The organism is Paraburkholderia sp. (assembly GCF_049581445.1).
Lineage (GTDB): Bacteria > Pseudomonadota > Gammaproteobacteria > Burkholderiales > Burkholderiaceae > Paraburkholderia.
The window spans coordinates 1-18,609 of sequence record NZ_JBAURZ010000319.1 but is presented as its reverse complement, the minus strand read 5'-3'; the positions used below and the strand labels follow the sequence as shown (position 1 = coordinate 18,609).

21 protein-coding genes are annotated in these 18,609 nt (G+C 60.0%); 11 read left to right on the top strand and 10 right to left on the bottom strand.

The genetic code is table 11. The features are described 5' to 3' along the window. The 5 genes from WCA85_RS26865 to WCA85_RS26845 form a co-directional block, all read left to right on the top strand. Positions 1–562: aldehyde dehydrogenase family protein (locus tag WCA85_RS26865; RefSeq protein WP_424067898.1), on the top strand; the 562-nt coding region annotated here is incomplete at its 5' end. 148 nt (positions 563–710) lie between these two features. Further along, a complete protein-coding gene (locus WCA85_RS26860) occupies positions 711–1,715 on the top strand; it encodes an arabinose ABC transporter substrate-binding protein (RefSeq protein ID WP_424067897.1) in 1,005 nt (334 codons plus the stop codon). Positions 1,716–1,826: 111 nt separating this feature from the next. Next, the gene (araG, locus tag WCA85_RS26855; protein ID WP_424067896.1) at positions 1,827–3,404 is read left to right on the top strand and encodes an L-arabinose ABC transporter ATP-binding protein AraG; all 1,578 of its coding nucleotides are present in this window, start codon (positions 1,827–1,829) and stop codon (positions 3,402–3,404) included. Between the two features lie 75 nt (positions 3,405–3,479). Beyond that, positions 3,480–4,490, top strand: a complete 1,011-nt coding sequence (araH, locus tag WCA85_RS26850; RefSeq protein ID WP_424067895.1) for an L-arabinose ABC transporter permease AraH — start codon at positions 3,480–3,482, stop codon at positions 4,488–4,490. Between the two features lie 112 nt (positions 4,491–4,602). After that, a complete protein-coding gene (locus WCA85_RS26845; protein ID WP_424067894.1) occupies positions 4,603–6,336 on the top strand; it encodes an IlvD/Edd family dehydratase in 1,734 nt (577 codons plus the stop codon). A 285-nt stretch (positions 6,337–6,621) separates the two neighbouring features. Here the strand turns inward: WCA85_RS26845 and sap1 are convergent, their stop codons facing one another. Next, positions 6,622–6,963, bottom strand: coding sequence for a surface attachment protein Sap1 (sap1, locus tag WCA85_RS26840; RefSeq protein WP_424067893.1), 342 nt, complete (start codon positions 6,961–6,963; stop codon positions 6,622–6,624). 495 nt (positions 6,964–7,458) lie between these two features. On the opposite strand from sap1, the gene WCA85_RS26835 reads away from it, so the two are divergent. Next, positions 7,459–8,094 carry a LysE family translocator gene (locus WCA85_RS26835; RefSeq protein WP_424067892.1) on the top strand — a complete coding sequence of 212 codons (636 nt, stop codon included), beginning with the start codon at positions 7,459–7,461 and terminating at the stop codon, positions 8,092–8,094. Between the two features lie 246 nt (positions 8,095–8,340). Beyond that, on the top strand, positions 8,341–8,505 hold the full coding sequence (locus WCA85_RS26830; protein ID WP_424067891.1) for a hypothetical protein: 165 nt from the start codon (positions 8,341–8,343) through the stop codon (positions 8,503–8,505). A 108-nt stretch (positions 8,506–8,613) separates the two neighbouring features. On the opposite strand, the gene WCA85_RS26825 is transcribed toward WCA85_RS26830, so the two are convergent. Beyond that, positions 8,614–9,036 (bottom strand): HIT family protein, encoded by a 423-nt coding sequence (locus WCA85_RS26825; protein ID WP_424067890.1) that lies wholly within the window; start codon positions 9,034–9,036, stop codon positions 8,614–8,616. Positions 9,037–9,232: 196 nt separating this feature from the next. Between WCA85_RS26825 and WCA85_RS26820 the strand changes: the two genes are divergently transcribed. Together WCA85_RS26820 and WCA85_RS26815 are read left to right on the top strand one after the other, a co-directional pair. After that, positions 9,233–9,577: an ecotin precursor gene (locus WCA85_RS26820; RefSeq protein ID WP_424067889.1), complete on the top strand. Its 345-nt coding sequence runs from the start codon at positions 9,233–9,235 to the stop codon at positions 9,575–9,577. Between the two features lie 107 nt (positions 9,578–9,684). Next, positions 9,685–9,885 (top strand): hypothetical protein, encoded by a 201-nt coding sequence (locus WCA85_RS26815; RefSeq protein ID WP_424067888.1) that lies wholly within the window; start codon positions 9,685–9,687, stop codon positions 9,883–9,885. A gap of 67 nt (positions 9,886–9,952) precedes the next feature. Here the strand turns inward: WCA85_RS26815 and WCA85_RS26810 are convergent, their stop codons facing one another. The 4 genes from WCA85_RS26810 to mnmE all read right to left on the bottom strand — a co-directional run bounded on the left by WCA85_RS26810 (position 9,953) and on the right by mnmE (position 14,342). Further along, positions 9,953–10,120, bottom strand: coding sequence for a hypothetical protein (locus WCA85_RS26810; RefSeq protein WP_424067887.1), 168 nt, complete (start codon positions 10,118–10,120; stop codon positions 9,953–9,955). A 690-nt stretch (positions 10,121–10,810) separates the two neighbouring features. Further along, on the bottom strand, positions 10,811–10,936 hold the full coding sequence (locus tag WCA85_RS26805; protein ID WP_424067886.1) for a hypothetical protein: 126 nt from the start codon (positions 10,934–10,936) through the stop codon (positions 10,811–10,813). A gap of 635 nt (positions 10,937–11,571) precedes the next feature. Beyond that, complete coding sequence (locus WCA85_RS26800) at positions 11,572–12,777, bottom strand: tyrosine-type recombinase/integrase (RefSeq protein ID WP_424067885.1); 1,206 nt, start codon at positions 12,775–12,777, stop codon at positions 11,572–11,574. A gap of 164 nt (positions 12,778–12,941) precedes the next feature. Next, complete coding sequence (gene mnmE / locus WCA85_RS26795; RefSeq protein ID WP_424067900.1) at positions 12,942–14,342, bottom strand: tRNA uridine-5-carboxymethylaminomethyl(34) synthesis GTPase MnmE; 1,401 nt, start codon at positions 14,340–14,342, stop codon at positions 12,942–12,944. A gap of 349 nt (positions 14,343–14,691) precedes the next feature. On the opposite strand from mnmE, the gene WCA85_RS26790 reads away from it, so the two are divergent. Further along, positions 14,692–15,099, top strand: coding sequence for a helix-turn-helix domain-containing protein (locus WCA85_RS26790; RefSeq protein WP_424067884.1), 408 nt, complete (start codon positions 14,692–14,694; stop codon positions 15,097–15,099). 157 nt (positions 15,100–15,256) lie between these two features. Here WCA85_RS26790 and yidC read toward each other — a convergent pair whose 3' ends face one another. The 4 genes from yidC to rpmH form a co-directional block, all read right to left on the bottom strand. Then, the gene (gene yidC, locus WCA85_RS26785) at positions 15,257–16,918 is read right to left on the bottom strand and encodes a membrane protein insertase YidC (RefSeq protein WP_424067883.1); all 1,662 of its coding nucleotides are present in this window, start codon (positions 16,916–16,918) and stop codon (positions 15,257–15,259) included. Between the two features lie 30 nt (positions 16,919–16,948). Next, positions 16,949–17,179, bottom strand: a complete 231-nt coding sequence (yidD, locus tag WCA85_RS26780; protein ID WP_133661444.1) for a membrane protein insertion efficiency factor YidD — start codon at positions 17,177–17,179, stop codon at positions 16,949–16,951. 106 nt (positions 17,180–17,285) lie between these two features. Further along, positions 17,286–17,771, bottom strand: a complete 486-nt coding sequence (rnpA, locus tag WCA85_RS26775; protein WP_424067899.1) for a ribonuclease P protein component — start codon at positions 17,769–17,771, stop codon at positions 17,286–17,288. Between the two features lie 29 nt (positions 17,772–17,800). Then, on the bottom strand, positions 17,801–17,935 hold the full coding sequence (gene rpmH, locus WCA85_RS26770) for a 50S ribosomal protein L34 (protein ID WP_004198824.1): 135 nt from the start codon (positions 17,933–17,935) through the stop codon (positions 17,801–17,803). A 380-nt stretch (positions 17,936–18,315) separates the two neighbouring features. Between rpmH and WCA85_RS26765 the strand changes: the two genes are divergently transcribed. Further along, positions 18,316–18,609 (top strand): DnaA N-terminal domain-containing protein (locus WCA85_RS26765; protein WP_424067882.1); only part of this gene is annotated, 294 nt, incomplete at its 3' end.

Sequence of the window (18,609 nt, the reverse complement as noted above, 5' to 3'; positions counted from 1 at the left end):
GCTGATTGTCGAGCGTGGCGTGCTCGAGCCGTTCGTGGATGCGCTCACGGCGAAGCTCGCGGCCCTGCATGTCGATCATGCGTTAAAGCGCGGCGCCTCCATGGGACCGGTCGCCAACGCAGAGCAGCTTGAGCGCACGCTCGACTATTTGCGCGTGGGCCGCGAGGAAGGCGCGCAGTTGGTTCACGGTGGCAAACGCCTTGAACGAGCGACACGCGGCTATTACCTCGAGCCAGCGCTGTTCCTGGGTGAACCTACGCATCGCGTCGCCCGTGAGCATCTCTTTGGGCCGCTTGCCGTCGTGCTGAGCGCCGACGATTACGACCACGCGCTGCATCTCGCCAACGACGTGCCATCCGCGGTCTGCGCCGGCATATGCACACGCTCGCTCAAGCACGCACGGCATTTCAGACGCGAGGCGAAGTGCGGCACGGTGACGATCAATCTGCCGACCACCGCCGCCGATCATCACGCGCCGGCTGGCACTCGCAACGGCTCACCTTACGGATCAGATGACGCGGCCTTCTGGACGACGGTGAAAACAGCTTATGTCGCAGGGTAAGAGTTGAATAAGCGATACCGCTTCGCACCCCGAAGAAATGACCCGCCCGCAGGCATCGGACCTGATGCCGTGCAGCGTGCGATGTGTTTTATGACCCGCTGCCACTAAACGAAATCAATGCAGCTTTTATCAACTCAGGAGACAAAAGATGACCAGCAAGCTTCGCCGTTTGACCCTCACTGCGATGGCCGCAGCGGCCATGGCCGCACCGTTCGCCGTTCACTTCACCGCACAAGCTGATGAGCCGTTGAAAATCGGCTTCCTCGTGAAGATGCCGGAACAGGCATGGTTCATCAACGAACAGAAAGCCGCGACGGCGGTGGGCCAGAAAGATGGCTTCTCGGTGGTCAATATCGGCACGCCGGACGGTGAGAAAGTGCTGGCCGCCATCGACAACCTCGGCGCTCAAGGCGCCAAGGGCTTTGTGATCTGCGCGCCCGACGTGCGGCTCGGACCGGCTATCGAAGCGCGTGCGAAGCGCTACAACATGAAGTTCGTCACGGTGGACGATCAACTGGTCGATTCGACGGGCAAGCCGCTCGCCGATGTGCCGCACCTGGGCATGTCCGCATTCAAGATCGGCAATCAGGTGGGTCAGGCGCTCTCCGACGAAATGAAGCGGCGCGGCTGGAAGCCTGAAGAAGTCGGCGCGCTGCGCATCACCGATTACGAACTGCCGACCGCCAGGCAACGCACCGACGGCGCGACGCAAACGCTGCTCGCCAACGGCTTCAAGAAAGACAACATCTTCGACGCGCCGCAAAAGACCACCGACGACGAAGGCGGTTTCAACGCGGTATCGCCGGTGCTCGCGCAGCATCCGAACATCAAGAAGTGGGTGATCTTTGCGCTCAATGAAGAGACCGTGCTGGGCGGCGTGCGCGCCACCGAGCAGCTGCATATTCCGGCCTCTGACGTGATTGGCGTTGGCATCAATGGCGCGGGCGAGGCTTTTGCCGAATTCCAGAAGAAGGAGCCGACTGGCTTCTACGGCACGATCGCCGTCAGCTCGACCAACCACGGCAAGCAAAGCACGGAGAACCTTGTCGACTGGATCAAGACGGGCAAAGAACCGCCGGCCGATACGCAGACCACCGGCAAGCTGATGGTGCGCAGCAACTGGGAAGACGTGCGCAAGGAACTCGGCATTTAAGTGTTCCCGTTTGAGCTGTAGGCGCTCGCTGCGCGGCGGCGTCGCGTATCCGAGATATCAAGGATGCGCGGCGCTGGCCCGCGCGCTGTGCCCATCTGCAAGAGGCATTCGATGACCGTTTTACGACAGGACGAAGCGCAGGAAAACGCGCACGACCACGCGCCCCATGGCGCACATCACGAAGCACACACGCCGCCCGTCGACGACGAGGCGTACCTGCAACTCGATGGCATCACCGTACGCTTTCCTGGTGTGCTGGCGCTCGATCAGGTCGCGCTCGACGTGCAGCGCGGCGAAGTGCATGGCCTCATGGGCGAGAACGGCGCAGGCAAATCGACGCTGCTTAAAGTGCTCTCGGGCGTGAACCAGCCCGTTGCGGGCACGCTATCGCTTAACGGCGTCGCGCAGCAATTCACGACCACCAAGGCCGCGATCGAAGCCGGCATCGCCATCATCTATCAGGAACTGCATCTGGTGCCGGAGTTGACGGTAGCGGAGAACCTGATGCTCGGCGCCCTCCCCAACCGCTTTGGTGTGCTCGATGAGAAAGCAATGCTCGCGCGCGCAATGAGGGAGCTCGAGCGCCTTGGTGAAAAGATCGATCCGGCGCAACAGGTCAAGCATCTGTCCATTGGTCAGCGGCAGATGATCGAAATCGGCAAGGCCCTGATGCGCGACGCGCGCGTCATTGCATTCGATGAGCCGACCAGTTCACTGTCGTCGCGCGAGACGACTCAGCTATTCCGCATCATCCGCGCGCTGAAAGGCGAAGGACGCGCGATCATCTACGTCACGCATCGCATGGACGAGGTGTACGAGCTATGTGACCGGGTGACGGTGTTCCGCGACGGACGTCACATCGATACCTTTGAAGCTGGCGAGGGACTCGATCGCGATCGCTTGATTAGCAGCATGGTGGGCCGCTCGATCGCCGACGTGTATGGCTATCGTCCGCGCGCCACTGGCGCCGTGCAACTCGAAGTGAAGCAACTGATGGGACCGGGCTTGAAAGAGCCGGCCTCGTTTGTCGCACGTGCTGGCGAGATTGTGGGTTTCTTTGGACTCGTCGGTGCTGGCCGCTCCGAGTTGATGAAGCTGATCTACGGCGCAGTCAAACCGAGTGGCGGCGAAATCGCTCTCAAGGGCCAACGCGTGCGCTTCGCCACGCCGCGCGATGCGGTGCGCGCGGGCGTTGCGCTGTGCCCCGAGGACCGCAAGCAGGAAGGCATTGTCTCGATCGCCTCGGTTGCGGACAACCTGAACATCAGTTGCCGCCGGCACTTCAGCCGCTTCAACGTACTTAATGGTCGCAAGGAATCGCAGACCGCGAAAGACTTCATCGCAAAGCTGGCCATCAAAACCCGCAATGGCGACACCCCTATCGGCACGCTATCCGGCGGCAATCAGCAGAAGGTGATTTTGTCGCGCTGGCTGGCCGAAGAGATTGACGTGTTCCTGATGGATGAGCCAACACGGGGTATCGATGTCGGCGCGCGTAGCGAGATTTACGGCCTGCTGTACGGGCTCGCCGAAGCGGGGCGCACGGTGATCGTCGTGTCGAGCGATCTGGCCGAAGTGATCGGTATTGCGGATCGTGTCCTCGTGATGAAGGAGGGGCGCATCGTCGGCGATCTGCCGAAAGCGGACTCGACGCCTGACGCGCTGATCAAGCTCGCGCTGCCCCGCTAGGACAAGAGATATTTCGTAGAACGTAACTGAACGACAAGTGAGATCAGACAGCACTTGCTCAAGGAATCAGACAACATGCAAACGCAATCAACCGACACCAACCCCAGCGCTACGCCCGCCGTTTCCAACGGCATTACCGCTCGTGCTGCGCGGACGTGGGATTTGATCAACAAGTCCGGCATCGTGATGGTGTTCATCATCCTGTTTGCCGTGCTGTCGTTCACCGTGCCGGACTTCATCAGCTCGCGCAATATCCAGGGGCTGCTGCTGTCGGTCACGTTGATTGGCTCGATCTCCGTCACCATGATGTTCGTCCTCGCGCTCGGCGAAGTGGATCTTTCGGTGGCGTCGATTGTCGCCTTCGCGGGCGTGGTGGCGTCAACGCTGATTACGGCGACGCATAGCGTGCTGTTCGGGGTAGCGGCTGGCATTCTCGCGGGCGGTGCGGTTGGGCTCGTCAATGGCGTGCTGGTGGCACGCTACAAGATCAATTCGCTGATCGTCACGCTGGCAATGATGGAGGTGGTGCGCGGCCTCGCCTTCATCACATCGAATGGCGATGCAGTGATGATTTCCGAAGAGCGTTTCTTTGACCTCGGTGGCGGCTCGTTCCTCGGCATTTCATATCCGATCTGGAGCAACATCGTCGGCTTTATTCTGTTCGGCTTTCTGCTGAAAAAGACCGTGTTCGGCAAGAACGTGCTGGCCGTCGGCGGGAACAGCGAAGCCGCCCTCCTCGCCGGCTTGCCGGTCACGCGCATCAAGATCACCGTCTTTGTGCTGCAAGGGCTCGTCACCGGTTTTGCCGGCGTCATGCTGGCCTCGCGCATGAGTCTTGGCGATCCGAAGACTTCGGTCGGCCTGGAGCTGGGGGTGATTTCCGCGTGCGTGCTTGGCGGCGTTTCGCTGACGGGCGGTGTCGCGACGATTTCCGGCGTGCTGGTGGGCGTGCTGATCATGGGCTCCGTGCAGGACGCCATGAGCCTGCTGAACGTGCCGACTTTTTACCAATACCTGATTCGCGGCGGCATTTTGCTTTTAGCGGTACTGTTTGATCAGTTCCGCCGCAGCAAGCGCGTCCATTGACCCGTGTTGAATGACCCGTCACCGCGCGACCTACAAGACTTTCAACAGCAACCTTTACATGGGACCGGAGTTAGCGCAAAAGCGCTAGGGCCGGTCGACACAGGAGACATAAATGGCTGATTCAAACCAGACCAAAAAGCCACTGCGTAGTCAGGCGTGGTTTGGCCTGAAAGACCGCGACGGCTTTTTGCACCGCTCGTGGATGAAAAACCAGGGCATCCCGCACGACGAATTCGACGGCAGGCCGGTGATCGGCATCTGCAATACGTGGTCCGAATTGACGCCGTGCAATGCGCACTTTCGCGAGCTCGCCGAGTATGTGAAAAAAGGCGTCCACGAAGCGGGCGGCCTGCCGCTGGAGTTTCCGGTGATGTCGCTGGGCGAAACCAATCTACGCCCTACAGCGATGCTGTTTCGCAACCTCGCGTCGATGGACGTTGAGGAATCGATTCGCGGCAATCCGATGGATGGCGTCATCCTGCTGGTGGGATGCGACAAGACCACGCCCGCGCTGCTGATGGGCGCGGCGTCGTGCAATTTGCCCGCGCTCGCCGTCTCTGGTGGGCCGATGCTCAATGGCCGGTTCCGCGGCAAGAATATTGGCTCGGGCACGGGCGTCTGGCAGATGTCGGAGGAAGTGCGCGCCGGCACGATGACGCAGGAAGAATTCACCGAGGCCGAATCGTGCATGAACCGCTCGCGCGGCCACTGCATGACTATGGGGACGGCATCGACGATGGCCTCGATGGTCGAATCGCTCGGCATGGGCCTGCCGCACAACGCGGCCATTCCGGCCGTGGACGCACGGCGTCAGGTGCTCGCGCATCTGGCCGGTCGGCGCATCGTGGACATGGTCCGCGAAGACCTGACGATGGACAAGATTCTGACCCGGCAGGCGTTCGAGAACGCGATTCGCACCAATGCCGCGATCGGCGGCTCGACGAATGCGGTGGTGCATCTGATCGCGCTGGCGAAACGCATCGGCGTCGAGCTGACACTCGAAGACTGGGAGCTGGGGTCGAATGTACCGTGTCTGGTGAACCTGCAACCATCCGGCGAATACCTGATGGAGGACTTCTACTACGCAGGCGGCTTGCCGGCGGTCCTGAAGCAACTCGGCGAGCAGGGTTTGCTGCACAAAGAAGCGTTGACCGTCAATGGCAAGACCATCTGGGACAACGTGAGCAACGCGGCGAATTACGACGAAAAGGTCATCACGACGTTCGCCGAGCCGTTCAAACCCAAGGCTGGCATTGCGGTGCTGAAGGGCAACCTCGCGCCGAACGGCGCGGTGATCAAGCCGTCAGCCGCGACACCGCATCTGCTGAAGCATCGTGGCCGCGCGGTGGTGTTCGAGAACATCGAGGAACTGCACGCCAAGGTTGATGACGATTCGCTCGATATCGACGAACACTGCATCATGGTGCTCAAGGGCGCAGGGCCGAAGGGCTATCCGGGCTTTGCGGAAGTGGGCAACATGCCGCTGCCGAAGAAGGTGCTGCAAAAGGGCATTACGGACATGGTGCGCATCTCGGATGGCCGCATGAGTGGGACGGCATACGGCGCGGTGGTGCTGCACGTGTCACCGGAGGCGGCCGCTGGCGGCCCGCTTGCCCTCGTGCAGACCGGCGACATGATCGAACTGGACGTGGAGGCGCGACGCCTGCATCTTGAAGTGTCCGACGAAGAGCTGGCTCGCCGCCGCTCCGCATGGCAGGCGCCTGAGGCGCCCGCCCGCGGCTACTACAAGCTTTATGTCGAGCACGTGCTGCAGGCTGACCAGGGCGCGGATCTCGACTTCCTGGTGGGATCGAGCGGCGCAGCCGTGCCGCGAGATTCACATTGAACCACTGAAGGATTGTCCCTTTCTTCCTGCGCTTTGCGAGAAGGCGTGATGCCGATGCGGAGTAATTCGCATCGGTTTTTTTACGTCTTGAGCGCCGCATAAAGCCGCGCTCGGATACGAACCTGGTGCACAAAAATAAAAGGGCGGAGCAAATGCCCAGCCGTTTCCATTTACGTCATTCCAGGACGCAGGACTTTACGCACGCAAATCCAGCACCCGGCCTTTTGAAGGCCGAAGCAATTCGATATCGCGCCCTGGTTCAATACCAGAGCACGATCGGTCGGACTACTGTTTGATGAACCGGTCGTTTGCCCAGAGGCCTGTGGTGTCGCTATTGCCGGAATTGACGAATTCGACGTCATGACCGACCACGCGCACTACGCGGAAACTAGAATTCTCCGGAGTCGAGAGGCACTGGTAGCCGGAGAAGAATTCCTGCATTTGCTGCTGCTCGCCTGCTTGCGCGTGCTGATCGGCCGCGTCGAGCTTATCCTTCGACAGACAGCCATAAGCATTAGGCTTGAACTGGATGGTCTGCTGCGGCTTGAGGACCATGTCTTGAGCTTGCGCCGCTGAAACGGCAAACAAACCCGCCATTGCGAAGAGAAGAGCGATTCGCGATTTCATATTTTGCCTCCGTGCGGGTTATTACCCAGGTTAGCTATGTATTTAACTTCTAGGCGTCACCCGCATCTTGCACTTTAGGAGAAGTTAGGCCGGCGACAAGCACATCTTGTGTGCGCTCGCAACAGTGGCGAATTGTCGCACCTGCTTTTAAGTGATCCTGACATTGATGCCAAGGCGCAAACATCAGGATTTATGACGGATTCCTTATGGTTTCCCAAAGCGACTCGCTTTAACTGGCAATGGTTTGCGGCATGCATACGCGTAAACGAGTACCTCTAATTAAGTGATTTAATGGAAACGCAAAACGACTTGATGCGGCGCACACAAAGTCATTCCCCAGATAATTGAAAAAACACGAGATATAGGGTTAGTCGCAGAATAAAAAAGGTGCCAGGCCTTCGCTACGGGATACGCGGGGCCTGACGAGAACGCTTAAAAGGCGCTTGCGCCCACTGAAAGTTCATGGATAAATCAGCCACTTTCGGGAGACGACTTATGACACTTGCGCACTGGCTTCCCTTTGCGATTGCTTCGGCGATCCTCGTCGCCATCCCAGGCCCGACCGTTCTGCTCGTGATTTCGTACGCGCTAGGACATGGCCGCCGCTTCGCGCTGGTCACGACCGCCGGCGTCGCGCTTGGCGACCTGACCTCGATGACAGCGTCGATGCTGGGCCTGGGTGTGATTCTCGCGGCTTCTGCGGCCATGTTCACGGCGCTGAAGTGGGTCGGTGCGGCCTACCTGATCTATCTGGGCATCAGGTTGTGGCGTGCGCCGATTCAGACGGGTGAGGGCGCCGATCAGATGGACACGGCGGAAACGCGCACGAGTCGCATCTTCACGCACGCGTTCGCCGTCACGGCACTGAATCCGAAAAGCATTATTTTTTTCGTGGCGTTCGTGCCGCAGTTTATCGACGCCCATGCTGCTGCCGCACCGCAAATCGTTATTTTCGAAGCGACGTTCGTTCTGCTGGGCACACTGAACGCCTTCGGTTACGCCATGCTTGCCTCGGCCGCGCGGCGGGCGATCCGTAGTCCACGCGTGCAGGGGGTTGTAAATCGCACCGGTGGGACGTTGCTGATTGGCGCGGGGATCTTCGCCGCTACATGGAAGAAGGCCTCGGCATGACTCCCGACGTGGAGCAGATAGCGTGCGGCGCGAGGAGGGGGCTGAAGATCGTCGTGGGCCGAGCGGCGTTTGCCCCGCAGCACCCGCTGGAGGCCCACCACGCAAGGGTCGACAAAGTTCGGGCGGGGCCAGGGCGTCGCGTCGTTGCAGAAGGGGCCGGATGCTTGTGAGCGCGAGCCCACAATACAGGCACGCAGAGTGCGGATACAATGGACTTAAGGATTTGGGCAATAGGAGGATGCTGTCATGGAGCACCTGATACTAGCCGCGTTTCTGGTCGTGCCGCTGCTGATAGTGGCGTTTCTGTTTTCCGATGAGCTGTGGCAGGAACATCGTCAGCGTGCGGAGCAGGACCATCCGCGGCACATCGATTGGCGCCATCCGCTGCGCAGTTTCCTGCATCACCATTGATGCTCGAATCGCGCTAGCCGTTTAGATGGATTATGAGCTGCGCGTGGCGCGCGGCCTGGTGATTCGTGTCCTGCGGTTTTGCGCAGTAACGCTGTGAAGCCGGGCACTTCAACTATCCAGCTGATCCCGGATGCGCTTCGCGAACCCTTCGAGCGTTTCCTGCTCCGCCATCTCACGCGCATGCATGCGCAACGGCACGCCATCCCAGCGCGGAATGACGTGAAAATGCACATGGGCCACCGTCTGACCCGCTGCTGCCCCGTTGAACTGACCGATAAAGACGCCGTCCGGGTGTAACGCCGCCCGGACTGCAAGTGCAATCCGTTGAGTCATGCGCATGCAGGCCACAGTTGCTGGATCGGATAGCTCGAAAATCTCCGCAGCCGCTTCCTTAGGCACCACCAGCACGTGCCCGTCGGCTTGCGGCATCAGATCCATGAAAGCGAGCGTCGCGTCGGTTTCCGCGACTTTGATGCAGGGAAGTTCTCCGCGCAGAATCCTGGCAAACGGGTTGCTATCGTTGTACTTCATCGCGCTCCTCGGGAATGGCGGATTCTGACTGCAGCATCATGATGCGAGTCCGGGTCGCACGCAAGCTGCGACCGGCCTGTGCGTCGCGTCCGGTGTTACCTCCGTAATTCCCGGTTACCACTTGCAGCATCTATTTCCGCGATTGACCTCCACAATTCGCAGCATGCTTACGTCGCCTGATGGCGGGGAAACAAAAATGCGAAAAATTGCGGCAGCACTCTTGATGGCCGGTGGACTCGCGGTCGCCGGACAAGCCTCGGCACATGACGGCGGGGATGTGGTCGGCGCCTTGATTGGCGGTGCGTTGATTGGTGCGGTGGTCAGCTCCGCGCTGAACCCGGCGCCGGTCGTCGCGTATCAGGCACCCGTCTATGCCCCGGCGCCTGCCTATGCGGAACCGGCGTATCAGCCCCAAGCGTATGCGCCGCCGCCGGGCTACTGCTACAGTCCGTATCAGGGTGGCTATGTCGCCTGCAGTCCGCCGCCGGTTGGGCAGTATGGCTACGCGCCGCCGCCGCCTCCGCCGCAAGCAGGCTGGTAAAGGTAGGAAAGGGCGTCATGGCAGCTGTGGCTCGACTCAATATGGGGTATCCCCGGAGGTTGCATTCGGGCACTAAAGTTTGAGCCAAACTGGCCGTCATTCCTCTCATGAAAAACGAATACTCCATCCCCTTCGGTCCGTGGCATCCACGGTATCTCGAAGCACGGGCCCTGGCGCTGAGTATTGCGGCCATTCGCAAGGCCCAAGGCAAAACGAACCCGGCCGATTATGCGGTCGGTTCACCTGGTTGGGAGGCGGGAGATGAGGCGTTTGCTCGCGACCTCTTACGCGCGCTCGGCGGCGAATAAGCGCCAGATTGGCCGCGTGCCACCTTGCACGAGAGTCGCTGGATACTTGTGACCCATGAGTTGCGCGTCAATGCCGGTGACGCATCCAGTCGACTGGGTGCGTATCGAGCCAGCGCTCGCGCCGGCCGCCATGGTGACTATCGTCACGATGGTAGTGCGACATAGCCCATAGCGCCGCACCTACTACGCCCATTACGAGCGGCCCTAGCAAATAAGCCAATACCGATTGCGTCATGACACCCTCCGTCGAGGTCGCGACTGCGAAGACCGATGATGGATTTATTTTAGGCGATGCGTGAGCGATATCCTCGCCAAGGTGTGATTGATTTTTTTGTTCTGTCCGCGCCCCAGACCACATAACTCCCCAGATTAATTTCGCGTTCGGTTAGTCTCCGCACATTCCGTTTGATCGTACTCAGCGAGCATACGTCTGCGCTATGCCGACCCGCGGATAGTGCGTGTGCGAAGTACGCAGGACTACTAGCCCGCCCTGTGCGGGCTTTCTTTTCGACGCGGCGGTCCATATGACCGCGTTGCGGGTGATTGGGGCGGTTGTGGTCCCGATATTTGGACATTTCGCTGTCAAAAGTCTGGGCGGCAATCTAAGATCAATGTCACGAACCCGAAGGCGAGAGGTAGCCATGGACGAAACAATGGTGGGTGTCGCGATCGGTTTCTCAGCGCTGTTTTTTGCGGCCTTGTTTGTCGTTGGGCACTATCGGCGCGAACATCTTCGGCGTCGCATGATCAGCAGTATGCATGGGCACCGTTTATACGATTTCACGCGGCCGAAGCACTGATTGGAATTGGGTGAACGAAAGCAGGCCAGATCTATTGCGGAGGCAATCGCGGCTTCGGCGCGCGAGTGATCGAGCCCCGTGTCGAGGGCCTGCGTGATGGCGGCCGGTCCAGGTTTGGCGCGCGATCAGTGGATGTTGTGCTTTTCGAACCACTTGATGAGCCGATCGCGATTGATGTGCGTGGCCCGAATCGCGGTGCCGAATACGATCAGGATGGTCGCCATCGAAATGGCCAGCATGGACTCGGTCATGGTCGTCTCCCCTCAAGCACGCAACCTTGCTTGCAGTTTAGTCATCCTGACGGATTCGGGCAGTTAAGTGTCTGACGAGTCCAGCGTTTTGGCCCTCTTGAACAAAGAGGCCGCCAAATCGGCGGCCGAAAATGGTACAACATGCGCGGGGGATCACGCACGGGTGAGACTCTAAGCCATCCGGTTTGGTGCACGCGATTCGAATGCGGCAGCAGCCTTGGATTTGTCGGAATCCGACTGACTTGCCCGCTATCGTCGGATGAAGCTCCATGTTCTGCATCGGCTGCCATATTGCGGCAAATGCATGCATGGGGTCACGCGAAAAGCCGGGTGATTTCGATCCCGTTCGTGCCAAGGGGCGCCATCGAAAACGTGCGCTTTACCCCCAGTCTGATAACGATCCCTTCCACGCGGACCGCTTCGTCTTGCAAATCAGGGGGATGAGGGACATCGTCGGCTGGGTAACCTAGCAAAAACGGTCGTGATGCCCGTAAAAATTGGATGCATACGAGATAGATTATTTTGTGTGTACCAAAAACTGATCCGCTTGGCGCAACTTAGGCACTAAACGTTCATTTCACGCGACACCAGCAAGGGCATTCCCAGCCTCCCGACGCTCCCGCCAAGCCTGCATCTCAACGCCGTTGTCCGCCTCCACTGACCTGCTCGTCGACAAAGTCAGCCCATCGCTGCAGGCCGTTGCGTTGCTCATCGGCTTGCTCAGCCTGCGCCGTTGCATTTTCTTCTCCGGCGGCGCGGGCGAGCGCCTGCTCTATTGCCGCTGACGGCAGCCCCATATCGTGCAAATGCGTGGCCGCTGTGCGGCGGAAGTCGTGCAAGACAAAATGCTCGACGTCGAGTCCGAGCGCCTTTACGGCCTGATTTAGTGTGCTTTTCGCAATCGGACGATCCTCCTCGCCGCGCACGGTCGGAAACACATAGCGTCGGCGGCTCTTCGTCTCACGCAACTCGCGTAGCATAGCGACCGCCTGATGCGGTAGATACACGCAATGCTCTTCACCATTTCTCATCCTCGCAGCGGGGATTCGCCACAGTGCCGCCTTGAGGTCGAACTCCGACCAGGTTGCTTCGATCAGTTCCGACTTGCGGACCATGGTCAGGATGAGCAGGTGTAACGCAAGCTTTAGCGGCCTTCGAATGTTGGAAGCATGGATCGCGCGCAGCATCTTGCCAATTTCATCTACGCTGAGTACCCGCGTGCGGCTGTCCGGGGTTGCAATGAAGCGCGCCGGTACGGTCAACGCCGGATTGCTGGTGGCCAGTTGCCGCGCGATCAGGAATTCATAGAGACGCTTCACCACGTTGCGGGTATGCAATGCCATTTTCGGCGAGCCACGTTGCTTTATCCGCTCGCATATCGCGACAATATCTTCGCTCGTGACCCCGCTGATGGGCTTACTTCCGACGGCCTTCAGCACGTCCTTGTCGAGCGCCCGGCGGGTGGTGCGCTGGTATTCCTCTGACTTGACGCTCATCGCAGTGGCCATATAGAGCTCGGCTGCATCGCGCAGAAGATCGACGCGCTTTTCAGCGCCGCGGTCACGCCGGGCAGTCGCGGCAGGTGAAACCCCAGATGCGACCATTTCGGCGTATTTTCGTGCACGCTCCCGCGCAACCCGCAGCGAGATCCGTCGGTAATCGCCGATGGTCGTTAGCGGCTGTCGTTTGCCGTCGAGCGAGAAGCGAAAACGCCAAACTTTGGTGCCGGTTGGCATGACTTCCAGCACAAGGCCATTGCCGTCCGCGATGGAATAGCGTGTCGCGCGGGCCTCCATCGCGCGGATTTGCGTTTCGCTGAGTGGGGTAGCGGATTTTGGCATGCTTGGATCATTGGTACACAGGACATTTCAAATCGCGCAAATGCCATCTTGTGTACCAACCAACGCGAGTTGATATGGTTCGCAGTATAGCGGTAGATTTAGGGATTTCGCATCGCCTATATAGGCGTTTTCTAAATGATCGACTCGCCCGGCAAACCCACCCTCTACTTGCCTATACAAAAACGGCTGAAAATCACTCCGAGTAAATCGTCCGAGGTGAATTCACCGGTAATCGAATTCAGTTGCTCCTGCGCGAGGCGCAGTTCCTCGGCGAACAGATCAAGCGCCTGGGCATTTTGATCCGCGTGTTGCGCAGCGGTCGAAAGGTGTTCTTGCGCGGCCCGCAGCGCGATCAGATGCCGCTCGCGCGCCAGATACACACTTTCCGCGCCCGCCTGCCATCCGGCGATGCGCAGCAACTCGGCGCGCAGCAGCGCGATACCGTCCCCTTGCTTCGCCGATAGCCGAACCTCACGGAGGTCGACGCGCGCTGTTTCATCCAACGTGGTGACGGTCGGGGCGATATCGGTGAGATCGGTCTTGTTGAGCACGCGCAGAACCGGCACGCCGACTGAAAAACGCGCGGCAATCGTTACATCTTCGGCGTTCATACCGGTGCGTGCGTCCAGCAGATGCAGCACCACGTCCGCGCGCTCAATCTCGCTCCAGGTGCGCGCGATGCCGATCTTTTCCACTTCGTCGTCGGTCTCGCGCAGGCCGGCGGTGTCGATCACATGAAGCGGAATCCCTTCGATCTGGATGGTTTGCGCGACTTTGTCGCGCGTCGTGCCGGCGATGGGCGTGACGATGGCCAGCTCGGCGCCGGCCAGCGCATTGAGCAACGACGATTTACCGACATTCGGCTGCCCGGCCAGCACCACGGACAGGCCCTCACGCAGCAACGCCCCCTGACGCGCCTCGTTGAGCACATGCGCAAGCTGCGCGCGGATACGCGTGAGCTTGCCGCGCGCATCGGCGGCTTCGAGGAAGTCGATCTCTTCTTCCGGGAAATCTAGCGTCGCCTCGACCAACATTCGCAACGTGATGACCTCTTCGACCATGGCGTGGATATCGCGGGAGAAGACGCCGTCCAGCGAGCGGCCAGCCGAGCGTACCGCCGCCTCGGTGCTCGCCTCGATCAGATCGGCGACGGCCTCGGCCTGAGCCAGATCGAGCTTGTCGTTCAGGAACGCGCGGCGGGTGAATTCGCCCGGCTCTGCGAGGCGTAAGCCGGCCGCGCGCCCGGCGTCGATGCAGCGTTGCAGAACCAGTTGCAGCACGATTGGACCGCCGTGGCCCTGCAACTCCAGCACATGCTCGCCGGTGTAGGAATGGGGCGCCGGGAAGTACAGCGCTATGCCGCGATCGAGTGCATTGCCGCTGCCGTCGAGAAAGGGAACATAGCTCGCATGACGCGGCGCGAGGATCTGGCCAGTCAGCGCCTGCATCAGCGGCTCGGCCGCCGTTGCCCCGGCGCGCCCGAACGATACCCGCACTACGCCAATCCCTCCGCGACCGGGCGCTGTGGCAATGGCGACGATCGGATCGGAGTCGGTGGCGAGCATGGAGTTGGACGCGAGAACAGAGGGAATGGTGAGGCCCAATCGGGCGCCAGGCATTGTAACGCGGCTACCTGGCCGGGTTCGGCGCTGGCGGTCATGTGAGACTCGCGCCGCATCCATAGGAGCCACTAAGAATTATCTTACATGCGATAAGATAAAATCGCGTCCCGATAAGAGCTGGGCTAACGACCTGAGGTGACCTGAGTCACAAAAACAGGGCAAAACGCAACTTTTCGCAGATCGCCTCGCGCTTTATCTGGCGCTTATTTCAGGCTAAAAATATCTTATCTGCGTGAAATTGTAGCCTAACTGGTTGTCCACTAATGGACCGACGGGTTGCACAATCTCGCCCATGCCGACCTCCCAAGAAAAGCAAGCGTTCTCCGCCAGGCTGAGCGCCGAGATTGCCCGAAAGAAGAATCTGAAGGGCGCGACTCAACTCGCCCGCGAGTTTAATAAGCTTTACCGTGGCGACGCGCCGGTTTCACCGCAAACCGTGCATAAATGGCTATCGGGTCGGACCATCCCGACAAACGATAAGTTGCAAACACTGGCCGACTGGCTAGGCGTGGATGTCCATTGGCTGCACTACGGGCCGCCCCCTGTTGCGCGGCCCAAGCCGCTCGCGCCCGGCGAGAAATACCCGCCGCCAACGCCTGAGGAAATCCAGTTTGTCTCGAAGGTCAGAGAGTTGGCGCCGGGGGACCGGAACCTGGTCGAGGATTTTGTCGACCGCTTATACGACATCAATAAGAAGTGAGTTGCGCGGGTCGACCGCGCAAAGAAAAAGCCGCCCGGCTTTCACGCCGGGCGGCTTTTTTTGCGGCTTGTGCCGCGCACTGATGAGGTTTGTGGAAAGCGGGCAGGGCGTTGATTAAGCGTCACCGTCCCGCTTCAGACCTCAAACCAGGCAGCTATTACGCAGCCGCCTTGGTCTTCGGCTTACCCATCATCCGTGTGATGTAGTACTGCTGGGCGATCGACAGCACGTTGTTGACGACGTAGTACAGCACCAGACCGGCCGGGAAGAAGAAGAACATGACCGAGAACGCGATCGGCATGAACATCATCATCTTGGCTTGAACCGGGTCCGGCGGCGTCGGGTTCAGACGCGTCTGCAGGAACATCGAAACGGCCATCAGCACCGGCAGGATGAAGAACGGGTCTTGCTGTGACAGATCGTGAATCCAGAGAATCCACGGCGCGCCGCGCATTTCCACCGACGACAGCAACACCCAATACAGCGAGATGAACACCGGAATCTGGATCACCACCGGCAGACAGCCGCCGAACGGATTGACCTTCTCGGTCTTGTACAACTCCATCAGCGCCGAATTCATCTTCTGCGGATCGCCCTTGAAGCGTTCGCGCAGGGCTTGCATACGCGGCGTGATCGCCTTCATGCGCGCCATCGACTTGTAGCTTGCCGCCGAAAGCGGGAAGAACACGGCCTTGATCAGGAGCGTCAGGAGCACGATCGACCAGCCCCAGTTGCCCACGTAGCTGTGAATCTTCTCGAGTAGCCAGAACAGCGGCTTGGCGATGATCGTGACCCAGCCATAGTCCTTCACCAGCTCCAGACCCGGAGCGATGCCTTCGAGCATGCGCTCTTCTTCCGGACCGGCGAACAGGCGCGCGGACACATCAGCCGATTGACCCGGCGCAATGGTCGGCACGGCTTCCTTCACACCGACGCGATACAGCGACGGATCGATCTTCTCGACATAGATATCGCGCTTGACGCCCTGTTGGGGAATCCACGCCGTCGCGAAGTAGTGCTGGACCATCGCAATCCAGCCATTGTCGGCCGTGGTCGCGTAATCCTGCTTGTTCTTGTCGACGTCGCTGAACGTCATCTTCTGGAAGTGGTGCTGATCTGTGTAGACAGCCGGTCCGATGAACGTATGCGAGAAGCGCGGCGTTTCCACCGGCTGGCTGTCGCGCACCAGTTCCATGTAGACGGTCGGCGTTACCGGCGTCGAGCCCACGTTGACGATCTTCGTATCGACGCCGATCACGTAGCTGCCGCGCGTGAACGTATACGTCTTCACGACCTTCACGCCACCCTTGACCGGCGACTCGAAGCTGAGCGAGAACGACTTGGCGTCGCCCGTCAGATCGTGCGGCTGGTTTGGAACCGGCGTGTAGATGTCTGTGTGATTCGGGAAATCGCCGCCCAGTAGACCCGTGCGCGCCAGATAAGTGTGATCGGCGGTGTGGTCGAACAGGGTGATGACGAGATCCGGCTGCTTGCCGTTGCCCTTGTTGATGAGCGACAGCTTCGACAGCGTACCGCCGCGCGTATCGATCTCACCGCTATAGACGTCGGTCGTGAACGGGATCAGCTGGGCTTGCGCGGCAGGTGCCGCATTGCCAGTAGGGGTGGTGTTCGTCGCCGGCAGGTCAGCGGGCTGGGTTCCCGGCGTAGTCGTTCCCGGTGCAGCGCTGGCCGCAGTTTGCGTCGGCGTGGCGCTCGGGAAGAACATCGACGGGCGTCCGTGGTCGCGTTGCCAGTTGTCGAACAGCATGACCGCTGACATGAAGAAGATGACCCATAGGACGGTGCGTTTGATATCCATGCGTTGTCTCAGTGTCGATGGAACGGCGCGTCAGCGCTTTTCAGAAGTGGGAGGCGGGACAAGATCGATGCCGCCCGCCGAAAACGGGTGACAGCGGCACAGGCGCCTGGCGGCGAGGTAAGTACCACGCGCGGCGCCATGATACTGGATTGCTTCGCGTGCGTAATCTGAACAGGAAGGATAAAAACGGCAGCGGCTGCCGAGCAGGGGGCTCACGGCAACCTTGTAGAAACGCAATAAAGCGAAAAGTACCGTTTGCATGACTAGTGCGGCGAACCGGCGCCGCCCAAGGAGGGATACCGGGCGACGCCCGAGCGGCGGCCAAGGCCAAAGCACTTGAACAGCCCCATGAGCGTCTCCATGAGCGTCATTGCGTCGCCGGTGCCTCCGCGGGGGGCGCCTCACGACGGGCAATTTCGCGCGCTGCCTTGTCGAGCAGCGCCTCTATTTCGCTACGGCACAACGCCTTTAATGGCAGCGACGAGGCGCCCGGCATAGCCTTCCTGTCGAAGCGCGTGTGCAACCGCAGCAGCACGTCCCAACCGCCGAACTCCGCTCGGCGCTGCCTGAAGGCTTCACGCGCGAGACGACGTACCAGATTACGCGTGACCGCGCGCGGCGCATACTTCTTGCCGATCACGAGGCCAAGGCGTGCGTCGTTGCCGGTGGGCCGGCCGTACACAACAAAGTGCGCGGAGCGGCGCCACGGGCGCAAACGAAAAACGGATGAAAATTCATCCGTTTTTAGCAGCCTTGCGGCTTTGGGGAAGGCGGCTTGCGCTCGCAACGGAACCGAGCCCTGTTGCTGCGCTACTCCAGCCGTTCCCACGTTACCGCGGTCTTCGCATTGCACAGACGGAGCGCGCAATCCGCTCGCCAGCCTTAGATGGCGAGGCGCTTGCGGCCCTTCGCGCGACGTGCGTTGATGACCTTGCGGCCACCTGCGGTCTTCATGCGAACGCGAAAGCCGTGGGTACGCTTGCGACGGGTAACGGAAGGTTGGTAAGTACGTTTCATGTTGCTCTCACTTGGCAGAGAATTAACCGCGCGAGCATCGCGGAAAGTGCAATGGCCGGTGGTTCAAAAATTGGTTTTCGCGGAACCCGCTATTTAAACCGGTTTTCTCTTGGTCGTCAATAGTTTAGGCGCTTATTCCACAGGCTGGGACGCCGCCTGATGTTTGATCGGTCCCTGTGGATAACTCCCTTTCCTGATTGTTTTGGCGTTAGAATCTCGTCCTACTTCCCAAAAATCCTGCACGCCGCTCCGGCCCGCTTGCCCCGCAAACCCTTGTGGAACAAGCGCCTGGAGCAGTCCCGCCTGGCCGCTCAGGGCCTTGTTGCGTAAGCGCAACAGGGGCGGCGGCGGGCCGTCGTGCATATAAAGATAGCAACTCGATGAACGAATTCTGGCAACACTGTTCCGCACTGCTAGAGCGCGAGCTTACGCCCCAGCAGTACGTGACGTGGATCAAACCGTTGGCCCCGGTTGCGTTCGATGCAGCAGCGAACACCTTGAGCATCGCAGCGCCCAACCGCTTTAAGCTTGACTGGGTCAAAAGCCAGTTTTCCGGCCGCATTTCAGATATGGCGCGTGATTTTTGGCACGCGCCTGTCGACGTTCAGTTCGTACTCGATCCCAAAGCCGGTATGCGCGGCCCAGCGGCCGCGCCGCAGCAACGTCCGTCGCAG

Coding starts and splice junctions, on each gene's coding strand:
- WCA85_RS26860 (WP_424067897.1), top strand. CDS start 711: ATGACCAGCAAGCTTCGCCGTTTGACCCTCACTGCGATGGCCGCAGCG.
- araG (WP_424067896.1), top strand. CDS start 1,827: ATGACCGTTTTACGACAGGACGAAGCGCAGGAAAACGCGCACGACCAC.
- araH (WP_424067895.1), top strand. CDS start 3,480: ATGCAAACGCAATCAACCGACACCAACCCCAGCGCTACGCCCGCCGTT.
- WCA85_RS26845 (WP_424067894.1), top strand. CDS start 4,603: ATGGCTGATTCAAACCAGACCAAAAAGCCACTGCGTAGTCAGGCGTGG.
- sap1 (WP_424067893.1), bottom strand. CDS start 6,963: ATGAAATCGCGAATCGCTCTTCTCTTCGCAATGGCGGGTTTGTTTGCC.
- WCA85_RS26835 (WP_424067892.1), top strand. CDS start 7,459: ATGACACTTGCGCACTGGCTTCCCTTTGCGATTGCTTCGGCGATCCTC.
- WCA85_RS26830 (WP_424067891.1), top strand. CDS start 8,341: ATGGAGCACCTGATACTAGCCGCGTTTCTGGTCGTGCCGCTGCTGATA.
- WCA85_RS26825 (WP_424067890.1), bottom strand. CDS start 9,036: ATGAAGTACAACGATAGCAACCCGTTTGCCAGGATTCTGCGCGGAGAA.
- WCA85_RS26820 (WP_424067889.1), top strand. CDS start 9,233: ATGCGAAAAATTGCGGCAGCACTCTTGATGGCCGGTGGACTCGCGGTC.
- WCA85_RS26815 (WP_424067888.1), top strand. CDS start 9,685: ATGAAAAACGAATACTCCATCCCCTTCGGTCCGTGGCATCCACGGTAT.
- WCA85_RS26810 (WP_424067887.1), bottom strand. CDS start 10,120: ATGACGCAATCGGTATTGGCTTATTTGCTAGGGCCGCTCGTAATGGGC.
- WCA85_RS26805 (WP_424067886.1), bottom strand. CDS start 10,936: ATGACCGAGTCCATGCTGGCCATTTCGATGGCGACCATCCTGATCGTA.
- WCA85_RS26800 (WP_424067885.1), bottom strand. CDS start 12,777: ATGCCAAAATCCGCTACCCCACTCAGCGAAACGCAAATCCGCGCGATG.
- mnmE (WP_424067900.1), bottom strand. CDS start 14,342: ATGCTCGCCACCGACTCCGATCCGATCGTCGCCATTGCCACAGCGCCC.
- WCA85_RS26790 (WP_424067884.1), top strand. CDS start 14,692: ATGCCGACCTCCCAAGAAAAGCAAGCGTTCTCCGCCAGGCTGAGCGCC.
- yidC (WP_424067883.1), bottom strand. CDS start 16,918: ATGGATATCAAACGCACCGTCCTATGGGTCATCTTCTTCATGTCAGCG.
- yidD (WP_133661444.1), bottom strand. CDS start 17,179: ATGCAAACGGTACTTTTCGCTTTATTGCGTTTCTACAAGGTTGCCGTG.
- rpmH (WP_004198824.1), bottom strand. CDS start 17,935: ATGAAACGTACTTACCAACCTTCCGTTACCCGTCGCAAGCGTACCCAC.